This window comes from Bradyrhizobium sp. JR4.1 (assembly GCF_040548605.1).
GTDB classification, from domain to species: domain Bacteria; phylum Pseudomonadota; class Alphaproteobacteria; order Rhizobiales; family Xanthobacteraceae; genus Bradyrhizobium; species Bradyrhizobium canariense.
The window spans coordinates 40,161-54,747 of record NZ_JBEPRY010000034.1; the positions used below are offsets into that span (position 1 = coordinate 40,161).

10 protein-coding genes are annotated in these 14,587 nt (G+C 56.6%); 3 read left to right on the forward strand and 7 right to left on the reverse strand.

What is annotated here, in order from left to right; genetic code table 11:
* Positions 1 to 273: 273 nt before the first annotated feature.
* The 4 genes from ABIB90_RS37520 to ABIB90_RS37535 form a co-directional block, all read right to left on the reverse strand.
* On the reverse strand, positions 274 to 960 hold the full coding sequence (locus ABIB90_RS37520) for an SDR family oxidoreductase (protein WP_279668185.1): 687 nt from the start codon (positions 958 to 960) through the stop codon (positions 274 to 276).
* Between the two features lie 91 nt (positions 961 to 1,051).
* A complete protein-coding gene (locus ABIB90_RS37525) occupies positions 1,052 to 1,906 on the reverse strand; it encodes a CmcJ/NvfI family oxidoreductase (RefSeq protein WP_354101945.1) in 855 nt (284 codons plus the stop codon).
* A 522-nt stretch (positions 1,907 to 2,428) separates the two neighbouring features.
* Positions 2,429 to 3,598, reverse strand: coding sequence for a M24 family metallopeptidase (locus ABIB90_RS37530; RefSeq protein WP_279668187.1), 1,170 nt, complete (start codon positions 3,596 to 3,598; stop codon positions 2,429 to 2,431).
* Between the two features lie 708 nt (positions 3,599 to 4,306).
* A complete protein-coding gene (locus tag ABIB90_RS37535) occupies positions 4,307 to 5,821 on the reverse strand; it encodes a porin (protein ID WP_354202518.1) in 1,515 nt (504 codons plus the stop codon).
* A gap of 420 nt (positions 5,822 to 6,241) precedes the next feature.
* Between ABIB90_RS37535 and ABIB90_RS37540 the strand changes: the two genes are divergently transcribed.
* Entirely contained in the window at positions 6,242 to 6,787 is a 546-nt protein-coding gene (locus ABIB90_RS37540) for a MarR family winged helix-turn-helix transcriptional regulator (protein WP_279668191.1), read from the forward strand.
* On the opposite strand, the gene ABIB90_RS37545 is transcribed toward ABIB90_RS37540, so the two are convergent.
* Positions 6,782 to 8,023 carry an alpha/beta hydrolase family protein gene (locus ABIB90_RS37545; RefSeq protein WP_354202519.1) on the reverse strand — a complete coding sequence of 414 codons (1,242 nt, stop codon included), beginning with the start codon at positions 8,021 to 8,023 and terminating at the stop codon, positions 6,782 to 6,784. The two genes, ABIB90_RS37540 and ABIB90_RS37545, sit on opposite strands and share 6 nt — an antisense overlap.
* A gap of 415 nt (positions 8,024 to 8,438) precedes the next feature.
* Between ABIB90_RS37545 and ABIB90_RS37550 the strand changes: the two genes are divergently transcribed.
* Positions 8,439 to 9,053, forward strand: a complete 615-nt coding sequence (locus ABIB90_RS37550; RefSeq protein WP_354101941.1) for an aspartate/glutamate racemase family protein — start codon at positions 8,439 to 8,441, stop codon at positions 9,051 to 9,053.
* A 685-nt stretch (positions 9,054 to 9,738) separates the two neighbouring features.
* Entirely contained in the window at positions 9,739 to 10,479 is a 741-nt protein-coding gene (locus ABIB90_RS37555; protein ID WP_279668194.1) for a class II aldolase/adducin family protein, read from the forward strand.
* 1,307 nt (positions 10,480 to 11,786) lie between these two features.
* On the opposite strand, the gene ABIB90_RS37560 is transcribed toward ABIB90_RS37555, so the two are convergent.
* Positions 11,787 to 12,950: a M20 aminoacylase family protein gene (locus ABIB90_RS37560; RefSeq protein WP_354202520.1), complete on the reverse strand. Its 1,164-nt coding sequence runs from the start codon at positions 12,948 to 12,950 to the stop codon at positions 11,787 to 11,789.
* The gene (locus ABIB90_RS37565; RefSeq protein WP_354202527.1) at positions 12,947 to 14,350 is read right to left on the reverse strand and encodes a M24 family metallopeptidase; all 1,404 of its coding nucleotides are present in this window, start codon (positions 14,348 to 14,350) and stop codon (positions 12,947 to 12,949) included. The genes ABIB90_RS37560 and ABIB90_RS37565 overlap by 4 nt, the downstream gene beginning before the upstream one ends.
* Positions 14,351 to 14,587: the final 237 nt, after the last annotated feature.

The window sequence follows — 14,587 nt, forward strand, 5'->3', positions numbered from 1 at the left end:
ATGAATTGTGTGTAGCAACACGGACGGCTCTATCATTATCTCGACCATTGAGATGCTAGCTCGCCTTGAGCTCGGGGCCTGCCCGACCACAGAATATCGCTGACACCAATCAGCCGGTCATAACGATCCGTGGCTGAATGAAGCAGAATGCGCGAGATCCCTCTTGTGCACGTGCAGAACCGAGCACTGCGCTCGCCACCAGTGCGACAACGCGCCAAGTTCGAAGCCAGCCAGCCGTCGTGAGCATCAATCCTGTAGGCTGACGTGAAACGTTCACCAGCGAATCCTCACACCGCGGTAATCCTGAAAAACCCCACTGTTCGCTGGCGTGAGCTCCGCGATCCGAGCGATGAGGCCGCGCGCGCACTCGTCAGCCGATATGAAAGCAACCTGCCCCTTGACCATTTCTGTTTGCACATAACCAGGATTCAGCAACGCCACCAGAATCCCTTCTCGAGCCCATTCGCGCGACAAGCCACGCATGCCATTGTTGAGTGCCGCCTTTGACGCCCGATAAGCGTACTTGCCGCCGGCGGCGCTGCTGGTCGAGCCCATGATGCTGGTGATGGCCACCAGCTTCTTCTGGGTGCTGCGTCTCAAATTGTCGTGCAGGGTCTGCGCGATCAGCATAGGTGCCAGCGCGTTGACGCGCATCGTGGTCATGTAGCCTTCGGCCTCGATCCGGTCAGCCGATAGGCCGCTGATGCCGGCATTATTGATGAGAATGTCGATTGGCTGATCGCCGACCGTGCGCTGAAGGGAGGCGATCGAGGACTCGTCAGCTACGTCCAGTGGAATGATCCGCACGCGACTGCCGGATGACGCGGCGAGCGCTTTGAGGTCGCCGGCTTTTGCTGGATCGCGGCAGCACGCAAAGACCTCGGCCCGCTCAGTTGCGTATTGCTGCGCAAGCGCAAGACCGATGCCCCGATTCGCGCCCGTGATCAGAACTGTGCTCATCTAAGGAACGTCTCCCCTCCACCTGGATTGCCGCAAGTCCCCCTTTGAACTTGCATAATGATTTCGCTTCTACGAAACCGCTCTCAGTACTTCAGTCGTAGTACACGAAGAAGCGAGCCTCGACACTCCTGCGGGGTTTCGCATTGGGGTAGGCGCGACGATTGTCGAACGCCGCATGAGCGGACCTCGGATTGTGATCGTCTTCGGAATCGTACCCCTTAAAAAGAGCGAACTCCTCCGAGGTCATCTCCGGGAAGTAATACCAGCGGTGAACTGGACTGTAGTGAACAAGCCATGTCTTGTGCTTGACGTCGTATTTCTCGTAAACGGTATCGACCAGGTCCGTATCCACAACCGAGTTGCCATCGCAGAACGCCAGGGGAAAATCCTGCGGAGGCTCCGAGAGAGCATGCCAAGCTTGAATGATCATCAATCGAGAATAAGCCCGGATCGGAATGCCTTGGAGTTGGTCTTCCCGCGCGGCCATCACCGGGCCGGCGATCGGCGCATAGTCAATGTGAGCAAAGCTGGCCACATACGGCCTGACCAGACCGGCTCCCTTCTCTGCGGGAAGAACAGAGCTTGCGCCAACAGAGCGAATGATAACGGCATCTTTCTTGGGTACGACCCACGAGGCCTTGAAGTAGTCCTTGATGAACGGGACCATTTCTTCGAGATACCTGTCGCGCATCACCTCCGGATCACGCTCGTTCGCGCAGGAGATCTTGTGCTGAATGAGCGTAAAGCCTTCGCTGTCGAGAGAAAGTTCGTCCACAATCGGACGCGCGTCCCGTATGGTGACGTCATAGCTCACCAGCGGTCCATCGGAGCCCGGCACGACGATTGCTGGAGCTTTCTCGCTCGGCGAGCGTCGGGCAAAGGCGATTTGACCTTGCACCGATTTTAACTGATCACGGTTGATTTGCGCCGTCGAAGAAACCCGCATCTCCGCTCCCTTGCCTGGTCTTTTTCCCCGCTCCAGAGGCAAAAATTCTAACGCGAGTTGAGGCCGAATAGCTGCGAAAATTGGGCCGAATATGTGGAAATTCTGCAGGAAGCAAGGGAGCGCGCGACCATTGTCTTCCGTGCTCGAAGCCGTCCGGTCCGCAGACTTGGTGCTGCCAGGCGCGCCATGGTCAAGACGGCTCGGTATTCGAGACGACCGACGCGGGCATCGAGTTTGATGTGATCAGCTTCGTCAGCGCGCAAACCGGATCGCAGCACTTCCGCAACCATCCCGATGGATGATTGAGAGAAGGGCGAAACCGGTCCATCGAGGCAGGCCGGATCAGAATGGATCATCAGCGGATATCGTGAGTGCTCCGAACCCGGATCAGAGCGGCAGCCACAAGAGGAAGCTATAAGGCCGAAGCGTCCAGCGAGTATAGTGGCAACGTCCCGAGGGACGTTGCCAAAGAGAGGCAGCCTTCCGTGTGCCTGGCTTCTGACGGGAAATCCCGCAGTCGAGCTAAATCTCGAAAATTTTGCGCGGTACCCGAGTCATTACGTCGGCTCCCGAGTCCGTAACGCGGAATGTTTCGCTGAGCACATAGCCGAAATCCTCATCGATCCAGTTGCCCAGCATCAGATGGAAGGTCATGTTTGGTTTCAGAACCGTCATGTCTCCCTCCTTAAGGCTCGTGACCGCCTCGTTCCAATCGATGCCGATGCCATAGCCACAGCGAGATTCTTTCTGAAAGCCCGACTTCCCGATCGTGCGATTGAATGCTTCGGCGACGTCGCTGCAGGTTGCTCCGGGTCGGACTTTTTCCAGCGCGGCCTCTAGGCCCTCGACCTCGGCCTCATGTAGGCGCCGCAGACGGTCGGAAGGCTTGCCAATCGAGAAGGTGCGCATAACCGCTGCCGTATAGGTGTGGCGCACGCCGCCGAGCTCAAGATTGATTTGTGAGCCCTGGCGGAAGATGTCGTCACTCCAGATGATATGGCTTGTTCCGGTGCGCGGCGAGGAGCACATGAAGATATTCGCGATTCCGGTGCCGTGCTTGCCGTTGGCGCCGCGCGCCAATGTCGAAAGGATCTCGGCGACCGCGTCAGCTTCATGCACACCGGGGCGAATGACTTCGGCCGCACGCAACATCCCCGCATCAGCAATCGCGGCGGCCTCTTTCATCAGAGCTATTTCAAGATCGGACTTGATGACCCTGATCCAAGTGACGACGTGCGTACAGTCCACGAACCTCGCACCGGGTAGTCGCCTCTTGAAGTTTTCTGCCGCGCGCGCTGGAAGCTGCCCCATTTCAAGACCAACCCCGCGGTCGGTCAGCTTAGCTTCCTGAAGAAAATCGATCACAGCGTCGTAACCATCCTTCTCCGGGTTGCCAACGAGCGATTCGGGATACCCAATTATCTTGTTCCGCTCGAGAAACGTCAGATGGATCCCGGCTGGCACATCCATGAGACGTAAGACGAGCGAAGGCTCCTCTTCGTGAACGGAAACCACAAGAGCCTGCGGGACATAGGCGGATCGCGCGGTGTAACCGGTCAGATAATTGATACTGCGATCAAAGGTGATCACGAGCGCCTCGATGTCGCGCTTGACCATTTCTGCTTTTACAGCGGCAAGCCTTCGCAAGTACTCCGTGCGCGGAAACACTTGAGGTCCTTTGCTGACGGTCATTGTCTTAGCTCCTTGGTTCCTGGCTATCTGAAGTCTTTTGAGGAGAGGCTGCGCATTTCGGCGGCGCTTGAATGGTCGCTGCCCCATTTTACCTGGGAAGAAGATTTCTCGACTTCGCTCAAAGGCTAGGCCACGCCCGGCGCACGTATTCTTCAAGCCCTAAAAGATCCTGATCGCAGCATTATAGAGAACCTTGCAAAGGTGAATTCCTCTAAATAAGAGACACATCGGCCGAAATTCTGCGTTGTTGATCGGTAGGGCGCGGGGCGTAATGCCCGAAGCCCGCCAGTTCGACGTTTTGAGGCAAAGCGATTGGAGGTCAGGCTGCTTCCCTCCTTCATTCCTATTGCCGCACGAAGCAGGCACTTGAGGCCGTCATTTCCTCCGTTCGGATAAAGCTGCCAACGTGCGCACCCTCCGCGCCTGAACCCTCCCCCCATGACGCATTGGCAGATTTTAAGAGATCAAAAACAGACCTAAGTTTCGACAGCCGTTCGCGGGGCCAGAACGAATATGCTGGTTCTATGCAGCTCGCCTCCGGGAACATGTCGTGAGTGCCGAGAGTGAACGACTTCTCGAAGCTGATCAATCGAGCCACACAGGCGGAAGTCGACTTCTAACGAGAAAGGCCCCCGGCGGGCATGCCGGAGGCCTTCTTGGAGGTTAGTTGAGAGCCTTGTTCGTTGCTCCTTTCGCTATAGAAACCACTTAGAAATTGCGTTGAGCGCGGAGCAGCAGCACGAGACTGTTCTGATCCTTCAGCTCATAAGTAGCAATCGGCTTCGCGATACCCGACTGCAACGGTAGGGTCACGGTGCTTCCTCCCGCATACTTCTGGTCGAGCATCAGGTAAGCCAGTTCACCCGTGAAGGTCAGATTTTTGATCGGAGTCCACGACGTCTTCGTACCAACTACCGCATAATTGAAGTCGGGGTTGCAGCCGCCAACACCGCTCGACAATGCGAGGCTTGCGACAAATGCACCGCAGATATAGCCCTTGGCTGTGCCGTTGTACCTGACGGCCGCCCAGGCGCCGAAGACGGACGTGTTCCAGTATGGATCCCAATTGTGGGTGTAGCCACCGTTGAAGCCATAGGTCGTGGTCAGCTCCTGGCCCTTACCGGTGACGAACACGGAGTCAGCAACACCAGCAATCCCCAAACTCTGGTAAGCACCTGCCGCCCCGGCGCCGCCATACATCGCGAAGGTGGTCGACATATAGTCCTGGAAGACGTAACGGCTCGCACCGTTTGCATACACACCCGTCAAGTTGATCGTGTCGCCCGCGCCCGTCGGGAGATTCTTGATCGACAATGCTAGCTGACCAGCCCAGCCCCATTTGTCGCCCGGATGGCCAGTCGTCTCATCGGCACCGTAGTAGGCTGCATGGTTATCATGCGCAGCGACTGACGCTTGGAACAGTCCCCAGGCCTGATCAACACGAAGCATCGCGACGAGGTCTGGAGCTCGCGAGCCTCCAATGTCATTCGCACCGTACGCACCGGTCGCCAGGCCAGCTGCGGTCGCGCCACTCACATTCCAGACGTTGGTCGTGTAGTTCTGCACCTGATCTTGGGCCGAGAACGAGGCTGTAATTCCTTGACCGAAGTCAGCGGTATAGCTGAACTGGTTTACCGGATCCCAGCCGCTTCCCGGCAGCTCGAGGTTATTCGCGGGATACTGGGCCCAAGGCGTCCTGAACTGAGACTCAGCCTTACCGACGGTGAACCCAGCGAACTGAATGAAAGCGTAGTAGACGCCAAGCGAACCACCAGCGACCTGAGCAGCAGGCGATGTAGTATAGGCCGTCGAGCCATTCACGCCAGTCGTGCCTGCACCGGAATAGGTACCGGTTCGCCAGGTGAACACACCCTCATAGTAGGTCCGGACCACGCCCCACTGGGTCGCAGTGCGCGTATCGATTCTCAGAGCTTGGCGAGCCAATGTCTCGTAGTAGTTGCTGAGGCGGTTCTGAGCGCCCGGCGCGCCGCTGCTAGGAAAGTCGAAGTCAGAGCTGCTTCCCAGGACTGCGTCGGCACGAAGATAGCCGCCGAGCTTGAAGCACGTGTCAGTGCCTGGGATGTAGTAGAAACCAGCACCATACAGCGAGCAGATCTTCACGTACTCGATCGCCTTGGCCTTGACGGGGAGATCGGCGGCCTGCGCGCCAGCCCCCACGAACATTGCCGCAGATCCAAGAACAATACTCTTGATGACTTTCATCGATGACCCTCCAAGTTGGAAACCGCGTTTCCGTCCTTCAAAGATCCGCTACCAGCTCCACCCCAGGCGGACCGCTTGACGGAACGACTTCGAGGACCCCCTCGCTGTCCCAACGAGACATACTTTCGATCATAAATTTCTGCAATTAATTAATGATTGAAAGTATCACATTGTGCCGAACCGTTGCTAATTGGCAACATGCGCACCGTTCAACGCGGCAAAAGGCTCCAGATTCGTCTAAAAATAAAGCCCCCGGGGGGCATCCCGAGGGCTTTCTTGGAGATTTCAATGAGCAAAGCTGCTTATGAGTCTTAGTGACCGCGACCTTGATATCACCAGTCAATTGTATTAGTCAATTGATAAATTTGATGGTGGGCATGCTCTGTCTGGGCTATTTCAGTCTTCCCGAGGTTGGATAGGATGCAGCGGACTCCGCTCACGTTCGCCGCCGCGGACAATCAAAACTGGCAAAAAAGAATGAAGATGGCCACACAAGAGCAATTTGACAGGGCTGTAAGGGACCTGATCTGGAACATCGTCGAGATTCGCGCTCAACTGGAAGAGATCGATAAGAGTTGGGCGGGATTAATCGGTATAAGCGAATCTCAATGGCTGATGCTGATGGCGGTCGATGAACTCGACCATGGCAGCGGTGTCTCCGGCATTGCAGTCGCCAATAAATTGGGGTTTCACCCCGCGTTTATCACGACTCAGACGAAGAAACTTGAACAGCTGGAATTTCTAATCCGCGCAACCTCGCCTGATGATGCGAGATTCTTGCAGATCTCGTTGACCCCAAAGGTGCGGACGGAAATTGCTAAGCTGTCGGACAAGAGACAAGCCGTCAATTCGACGATTCTAAATGGCTTGGATGAGGAGTCGCTTGCGTATCTGAATAAGCGACTAAACGCGATCGCCAAGAACAGCAGACTGGCATCTCAGAAATTAAGCCTCGGGCTGCTATGAAGCTGGAGCGCGCTCGAACTTGCGTTCGAGCCATTCGAAGGCAGCCTCATCGCATGCCATGAAGTTCTCGAATGCCCCCTCTGGGGTCCGTGGTATTAACAATTCCAGGTCAATGCTCGCCGAGGCGCAATCAGCCTCTAATTTGATCGCTTCAGAGGCGTTGACAATACTGCACTCGCCAGCAACGACGAGAATGGGGCATCTTAACTTCCTCGCCAAACGCGATCGTTGCGTCGAGGACAGCCCATCATCCGGAGTTTCAGCAGTCCTACTCATCCACTCAATAGATGACCGAGTCCGGGTCCAGCTCCAAAGCCCCCCGTCGCAAATCGCCGCAGACACGCGCCGGTCAGTCGCAGCAAAATTGGTCGCGAGCGCGGCTGAAAGGCCATCTCCGTAGATTGCCATTCGAGACGCATCAATCTCCGGCAGGGTCGACAAATGATCCAAGCAACAAGAAAGCAATATTTCTGACAGTCCAAGCCAATGACTTGAGACGTCATCGTATGAGACGACGAGAACCGCCATGTTTCGACCAGTTATAAGAGGCAAGAGTCTACCAAGCAGGATCCCTGCCGTTTCTTCTTCCCGGCTGATGCACACAATTGCGGGGACGCACGAACTGGAAGTACTGGCGGGCACGTAGTAGGCAGACAACTCGCCCTGATCATAGAGTTTGATTTCGACACGCTCCAGCCTCTGATCTAAGGATCCGAAAGCCTCGACGCAGGCCTCCAGCTTGGCCACAACGTCCACCCTTTGCGGATCGTCGTCATCGGATAGTCGCCTGGCAACTTCAAATGCGGTAAGCGCGCAAAGCCAGGCAAGGGCAGCTTCGTCAAGAGTACCTCTTTGGACGCTAAGATTGGCGAAGAGGCAATGAGCGTCTCCGATACTTGTCCATTTTGCAGCACAGTTTCTCCGGCTTGCAATGTCGCTTTCCTGATCAACACCATCAAGGAACACGACAGCACTTTGTCGCGTGGACGCAAGATTGCCTGTCACTTCAGGCCCAGCAGCGCGCAACATTCGTTTCATCCCTTCAGCGCGAGTCCTCAAAACCGCCCAGGATTGCTCTAGACAACCGAAACGGGAGCTTCGTATAAGGCAACCAATCCACGGTGACTGAGCGGCCGGTGGGTTCCGCTTTTGCTTAATTTTTGATGATACGATTCCTCCGAGCCGAGGATCGCCGATGTGCGGCCATTTGCCGCCGAAATTCTGCTTCATTTCCATGAAATGTGCTTGGTTTGAGCTCGACTCGACGAACACTCATCGCTGTCAAGGCGTGCCCATAGATCCCTTTCATCGAGAGCGAGCAGTTATGCGCTCATTCGAAAATGATCTGTCAAATCTTTCGGCCGATAGGATCGAAGAATGAGCCTTGCGCCTTTAGGTCCAGCGCTTGCGCCCGTCAGGCCAGGATTGTCGCCCTCTTCCTTTGGTAGACTGAATTAGCAAAACCCCACTCTTCTGCCTAATGGAAAGCAGAATTTCCGCGACCACCAGCCGGAATTGCGGATAATTCCACCTAAAACCAGGCTATGGTTGCTATATGACCTCGTACCTAACGCCCCGCTCCCTCGGTATCCTGCATCTCGAGCGCGGGCTCCCCCCCGGTGCTATACCGCCTGCCCCGGCGTCCGGCTCAATGCTGAATCCGGCGACGTTCGATTTTCAAACCATCTCAGAAACGGTCGCGGGAGCTTGGGTTGAGAACGTCGTACGCGGCGATGCGGCGCTTGAGCCCGCCTTCATAGCCGCCGCCCAGCGCCTGGTCGAACGAGGGGCGGTCGCGATAAGTTCGACCTGCGGCTTTTCTGTTCGGCATCAAGCGGCGGTGGCGGCTTCGGTCACAGTGCCGGTCGTGATGTCAAGCCTGCTGTTGTTACCCACATTGCTTCGTCAATTGCCGGAGCGCGCCAAGATCGCCGTCCTGACCTATGATTCGACCTGTTGCAGCGAAGATCTGCTCGGGATCGATGATCGGGCGGAGCGGGCCAGGGTCGTGATCGGCGGCATCGAAGGGGGCAAGTTTTGGCATGACGAGCTCAAGCGCCCGGCACCGCCGCTCGACGTCCCCGCGATCGAGGCAGATGTTGCCGCGTGCATCGCGCGTCTCCGCTCAGCCCATCCGGAGATCGCCATAATTTTGTTCGAATGCGCGGCGTTTCCGATTGTTGCTCCGGCGATCCGCCGCATCACGAAGCTCCCAGTTTACAGCATCACAGACCTCTGCCGACTGACAATGGCATCGACGAGTTGATATTGCTCGTAGCACGTAGCGCTTCGCCCCACGCGCTTTAACTCGTGAAAGCCTCCGCTTGCGTGGCTCCACCAACGTATTAGACGTCAGCCGTCCACCGTCGTCTTGAAGAATTCGCGGACGAAATTCGCGCTCAAGGCACGCTTTATCGGGGGCGCCGGTAGCGCCGCCAGCACAAACAAGTCGGCTGATGTGCTGCACAGACGCACGCATACAGCTGTGATCCTCCGGCACCTGCAGGAATGGAGAATGTGCGGACGAAGACGCTTATAGCGTCCCGAGCAGCCTCCGCACAAACTTTAATGGCTGAGATTCGGTTGCGCGGCTCGAGCGGGGCATTCGCCGAGCTCGGTCATGACAGCATCTAGGTGACGCAATCAGCTGCGAGACACAATGCCTGGTATCTCGCTTCTCAAGAGTTCACGGTCTGCGACCTACAGTGCTGGCGGCTGTGAGGCGTGAAACGCCTCCAGGCTTTGGGCAACTATCTTGCGCCTCAAGCAAGCGCAGCAAAGGGGCCCCGCCTAGAGGACCGGAAAGATGTCCATGAGAGCGCGCGAAAGCTGCGAAATCATTCGCCACGAGCGGAATATCCACGAGGGATTGGCATTCACCGGTGAAAACCTTTTTTCGCCGTCGCTATTATAGTTCGAGATTCCCTTGCTAGGTTTGAGGAGGAGAGACCATGTTTAGCGATGCCTCGGATGAATGGGACATCCGCTGCGATTTGGCTGCGGCTTATCGTTTGATCGCTCACTTTGGCATGGACGACCTTATCTCCACGCACCTGTCAGCGCGCCTACCTGGGGACGCGCATCGTTTCCTGCTCAACCCCTACGGCATGATGTTTGACGAAATCACAGCCTCCAGTCTCGTCGTCGTCGACCCGGAGGGGCATGCGCTTCAGAAAGAGGACGAGGCTAAAGTAAACAACGCAGGCTTCACAATTCATTCCGCCGTACACATGGCTCGTCAGGATGCTCATTGCGTAATTCACACGCACACCTTGGCAGGAATGGCCGTTGCGGCTCAAGAACAGGGACTGCTGCCATTAAACCAAAAATCGATGTGCTTCTACGGTGGCATTTCTTATCACAATTACGAAGGCGTTGCGCTCGATCTCAACGAGCGCGAGCGTCTCGTGCGCGATCTCGGGGACAAAGACGTCATGATCCTAAAACACCACGGCTTGCTTACAGTTGGCCGTACCGTGTCAGAAGCCTTCCTCAACATGTACCTTTTGGAGCAATCGTGCCGGGTCCAGATCGCTGCTATGCAAGGTGGACACAAAATCGTCCTGCCGTCGGACAGAGTGGCCGCTCATACGGCGGAGCAGTTCCAACGAGAGGGGTACAATAGGAACCTTCGGCCCTGGACGGCTCTCAAGCGCCGCCTCGACCGCATCAGCCCCGATTACGCGACATAATAGATTTTGAAGGTCTAGGAGAAACGTAGAGCCCGAGGGAATTGTGTTATGTCACGTTTCATTCCAATCCACCGGTCTGCTGGTAACACCCGCTCCCATCTTCCTGTTCAGCGAGCTAACTAAAGATCGCTTCCAAAAAGGAGGGCTAGATGCTGTCGAATCTAACGCTCTGCCGTTTCATACCGCCATCGAAGTTCAGCATTCAGCATAATCGACTAAGTTCGGTCGGCATCCGGTAAGTGCCGCTGAGAAGCCAACACGCATCGCCGCGAGCACTGGCCGCGCTTCTTTGGGCCCTCCCGTTCCCGCGTGAGATTGCTTATCGATATTAATGTGACACCTTGAAAGCCCGTTCTTCTCCTTAGTCGACCGTGATGCACGACGCGCAACAACTCATGGTTGAAAGACCCATACGTGATTGGCGCAGCCGCTTGGAGCCTGCGCCTTCTTCGTCCCTGGGACTTTCACCCGAGTAACAGCAACGCGATAGCGAATTGAGTGACTGTGTGTCAAAATGACCCTGTGCTGACTTGGCGATCGGACCAATCGATTCGACCGCAGCGCGACACCCACCCGGCTCGTCGCAGTCGTGATACGGTCGCATGGACTCGTGGGGTAGACGGAGTGCAGATAGCAAGCTCGGCGTTCATTTTGTGCAGGCTGTCGCCTCTGAGCTCGATGCGGTCTGCTTTGTAAATGATTCGACCGACAATGGCGTCCGCATCGCCGGCGCCGCGTTCTCTGGGGGAGACCGACTATGTGTTTCGCGGAAAAGGTTGCCGGACGAAAGATCGAAGCGTCATCAAGGGCATGATCGCGCGGTCGACCGACTCCGGATGACGTCTGCAAAAAATTCCATGAGCTATTACAAACAGCGCGCTATTTCCCCGTGGTACGTTCCCTGTCGAATTTCCGTACCTGAATGCACTCGTTCTGCCGGTGTATAGCGAGCGCCGCCCATCAGCCTCCAACCGTATCTGATCGGCGAGCGATATGTCCCGGCTCGCGGCGACTTCGAGAGGGCAAGCAGCCTTTTCCGGCCTCCAGTCAAATGCGAGGCGACCAGTCCCTCTCTTTTATTCGAGGTCGAAACGCGATCCGCGGATGCCCGCCATCGCCTCTCGCGATAGAGAAGGCGTGGCGCAAGCACGCTCAGGACCTGCTTGCTCGAGCAGTCGGCAGGCAGCTGCGATGCAGACCGATCGAGCGCTGCACCGCACACACCCAGCGGGTTCAAGATCTGGAGAGAGCCTAAGGTCGTTGATCTCTTTTAAGACTCCAAGCGACAGCGCCGGACGGTCGAAGTTTCACGGAGCCAGCACCGTCTCGACGACCTTCACCCAATAGCCGATGCCATAAGGCAGGGCGTCGTCGTTGAAGTCATATGCCGGGTGGTGCAAACCAGCTGTCGATCCGTTGCCAAGAAAGATGATTGCGCCCGGCCTTGCTTCAAGCATGTAAGCGAAATCTTCCGAGCCCATCCGCGGGCTTATCTTCTCATCGACGCAAGCCGGTCCAACCAGATTGCGTGCTGCTTTGACCGCCAGATTAGTTTCTTCCGGATGATTGATCGTGACCGGCGCGGACCTGCAGTACTCAAATTCGACGTCTGCGCCAAATCCGCGCGCTATGCCTCGCGCAGCCGCAAATATCCGCCCTTGTGCGAAGTCGCGCAGCCCGGGCACAAGAGTTCGAATACTACCGGCCAGCTCGACCTGATCCGGAATGACGTTGTAGGCCTGAGCCGCGTTGAGTTTGGTGACGGATATCACGAGCGCCTCCATCGGGTTTGTGTTCCGAGAAACCAAGGTTTGCAGGCCGACGATGATCTGTGCGGCGATGACTACCGGATCGACGGCCTCATGAGGCTTGGCGGCATGACCGCCCCTCCCCTTCACGATGAGGTCGAACTCGTCGAGAGCGGCCATGATCGGACCTGGGCAGATGCCGAAGTTGCCGACTTCGATTCCTGGCACATTGTGCAGGCCGAACACCTTCGCTATTGAGAAACGATCCATGATTCCTGCCTGGACCATCCTTTGACCGCCCACTCCACTCTCTTCAGCGGGCTGGAAGATCAAGGCGACCGATCCCTTGAACCGCCGAGTCGTGGCGAGGTATTTCGCGGCGCCTAATAGCATGGCCGTGTGACCATCATGCCCACAGGCGTGCATCTTGCCCGGCACTTTCGAGGACCAGAGCTTCTCGGAATGTTCAAGTATCGGAAGCGCGTCCATATCCGCGCGCAGTGCGATCGTCGGCCCGTTTCCACAATTGCCGTCAATCAAGGCGACGATACCAGTTTCAGCTATCCCCGTTTCGATATGATCAACGCCGAAAGAAGCGAGCTTCTCGGCTACAAATCTAGCAGTGTTGTAAAGCCGATATTCCAGCTCGGGATTCTCATGAAGATGGTGGCGCCAAGCAGTTGCCTCCGCCAGCAAATGTTGAAACGCCTCAATGCCATTCATGTGGAGCCCACAGCATGAAATAGGTTGTGACCTGTACGGCTGAGCACTTCCGCCCCAGAGTCTGTGACGACCACGTGCTCGCTGCAGCCAAACAGATGACCGCTTTCCCCAAACAGAATAATGGGAAGATGAAAGGTCATTCCCGCCTGTAAAATCTCCTCTGCGGCAGGCTCCAGGCTGAGGTTCCCTCGTTCTGTCCAGTGGATGCCACTTTGGTACCCGGTACGATGGCGAAAGGCGCCCGGGCGTCCAGATTGCTCAATCACCTTGCGCGCGGCGGCGTCCACGATCTTCGCGCTTACCCCAGGCTTAATCGCGGCAATGGCGGATTCGAGCGCTTCAACCGAAAGAGCGTGCAACGATTCGGCCTCACGATGCCGACCAAGCACCGCGCTGCGGACCAGCCCTGCGGCATAGCCGTGCTTCACGCCGCCGATCTCAATCATGGCGGGTTCATTGTTTCGGAGTGCGTGTGGGGTCGGGACACCGTGCGGCATCTTCGTCCGATCACCGAACACGAGGGTAACGGATCGCCATATTTCGCCGCCAACTTTGCTGGCTTCTCCAACTATGGCTGCGTACGTTTCCGTTTCGCTCACGCCTTCGCGAACCGAGTTCCGAAACACGCGCACGGCGAGATCGGTTATCGTCATTGCTTGACGCATCACGTCGAGCTCAAGCGGGCTTTTGACTGCAGCGACTGACGCAACTAAATGGGACGCGTCGGATACTTTCATGCCTGGACACAGTCCTTGCACTGCACTCACATCGGCCGGTGCAAGATTCCAACATCCGAGTTCGAGACCCACTCTCCGATCCTGCAGCCGGTGCTGGCGAAGAACCTCGGCACAGGTCTTAGCAACATCGCCAGGGTGCCTATAGCAAACGACCTCATCGACGCATCCTTCGGCACAGACAGCCTCGGCATCGTACTCTCTTGCAACGAAAACCGGCGCACACCCCGGTGCTAGAATCAACGGGAACGGAGCGAAGTACCCACCAAACCCATGATAGCCGGTAAGGTATCTGAGGTGGCCGATAGCGGTAACCACAATTGCATCAAGTTCTGCACGCGCTACCGCTTCAAGCACCTTCTGCTGCCGGCAATCGTACTCCGATTTTGGGAATGGAAGCCCTGCGCAAGGGATCTTCGAACCTGTCGTTGTGAGCATAGAACTCTCCACCTTCGGCGATACCGCGCCTGCGCCTTTCCTCTCTCGAGCACGCGTTCTTGTCAAAAACTCAGCCATCGAATAGAGCCCGGTCTGATTCGTGCCCGGCCCCAGCCCCCTGTAATAAACACTGAAGCGCTCCGTGACGGACGTAGCAACTGCCGGGTTTGGTAGTTTCAGAGTTGACGGGCTAAGCATTCGGGCAACAGCCAGCCCCGCGAGGATCATGTCCCAGCCAAGCACCCGGATCAACTACTGCACAAGGTAGCGAACAGTCGGTGTTGCTTGACTGCGTATTCAAACCGAAATCATTGCGAAGCACCTCAACCGGACCAGTGCGTGGCCTGAGTTGGCGCGATGAACACTGCGGGTTCAACCGGGCCTCCGTACGATGGTGCAATGCGCAGACGCATGGTCAGGCATTGGCCTGCCGAAAGTGGATTGACCAACGGCACGACCGAATAT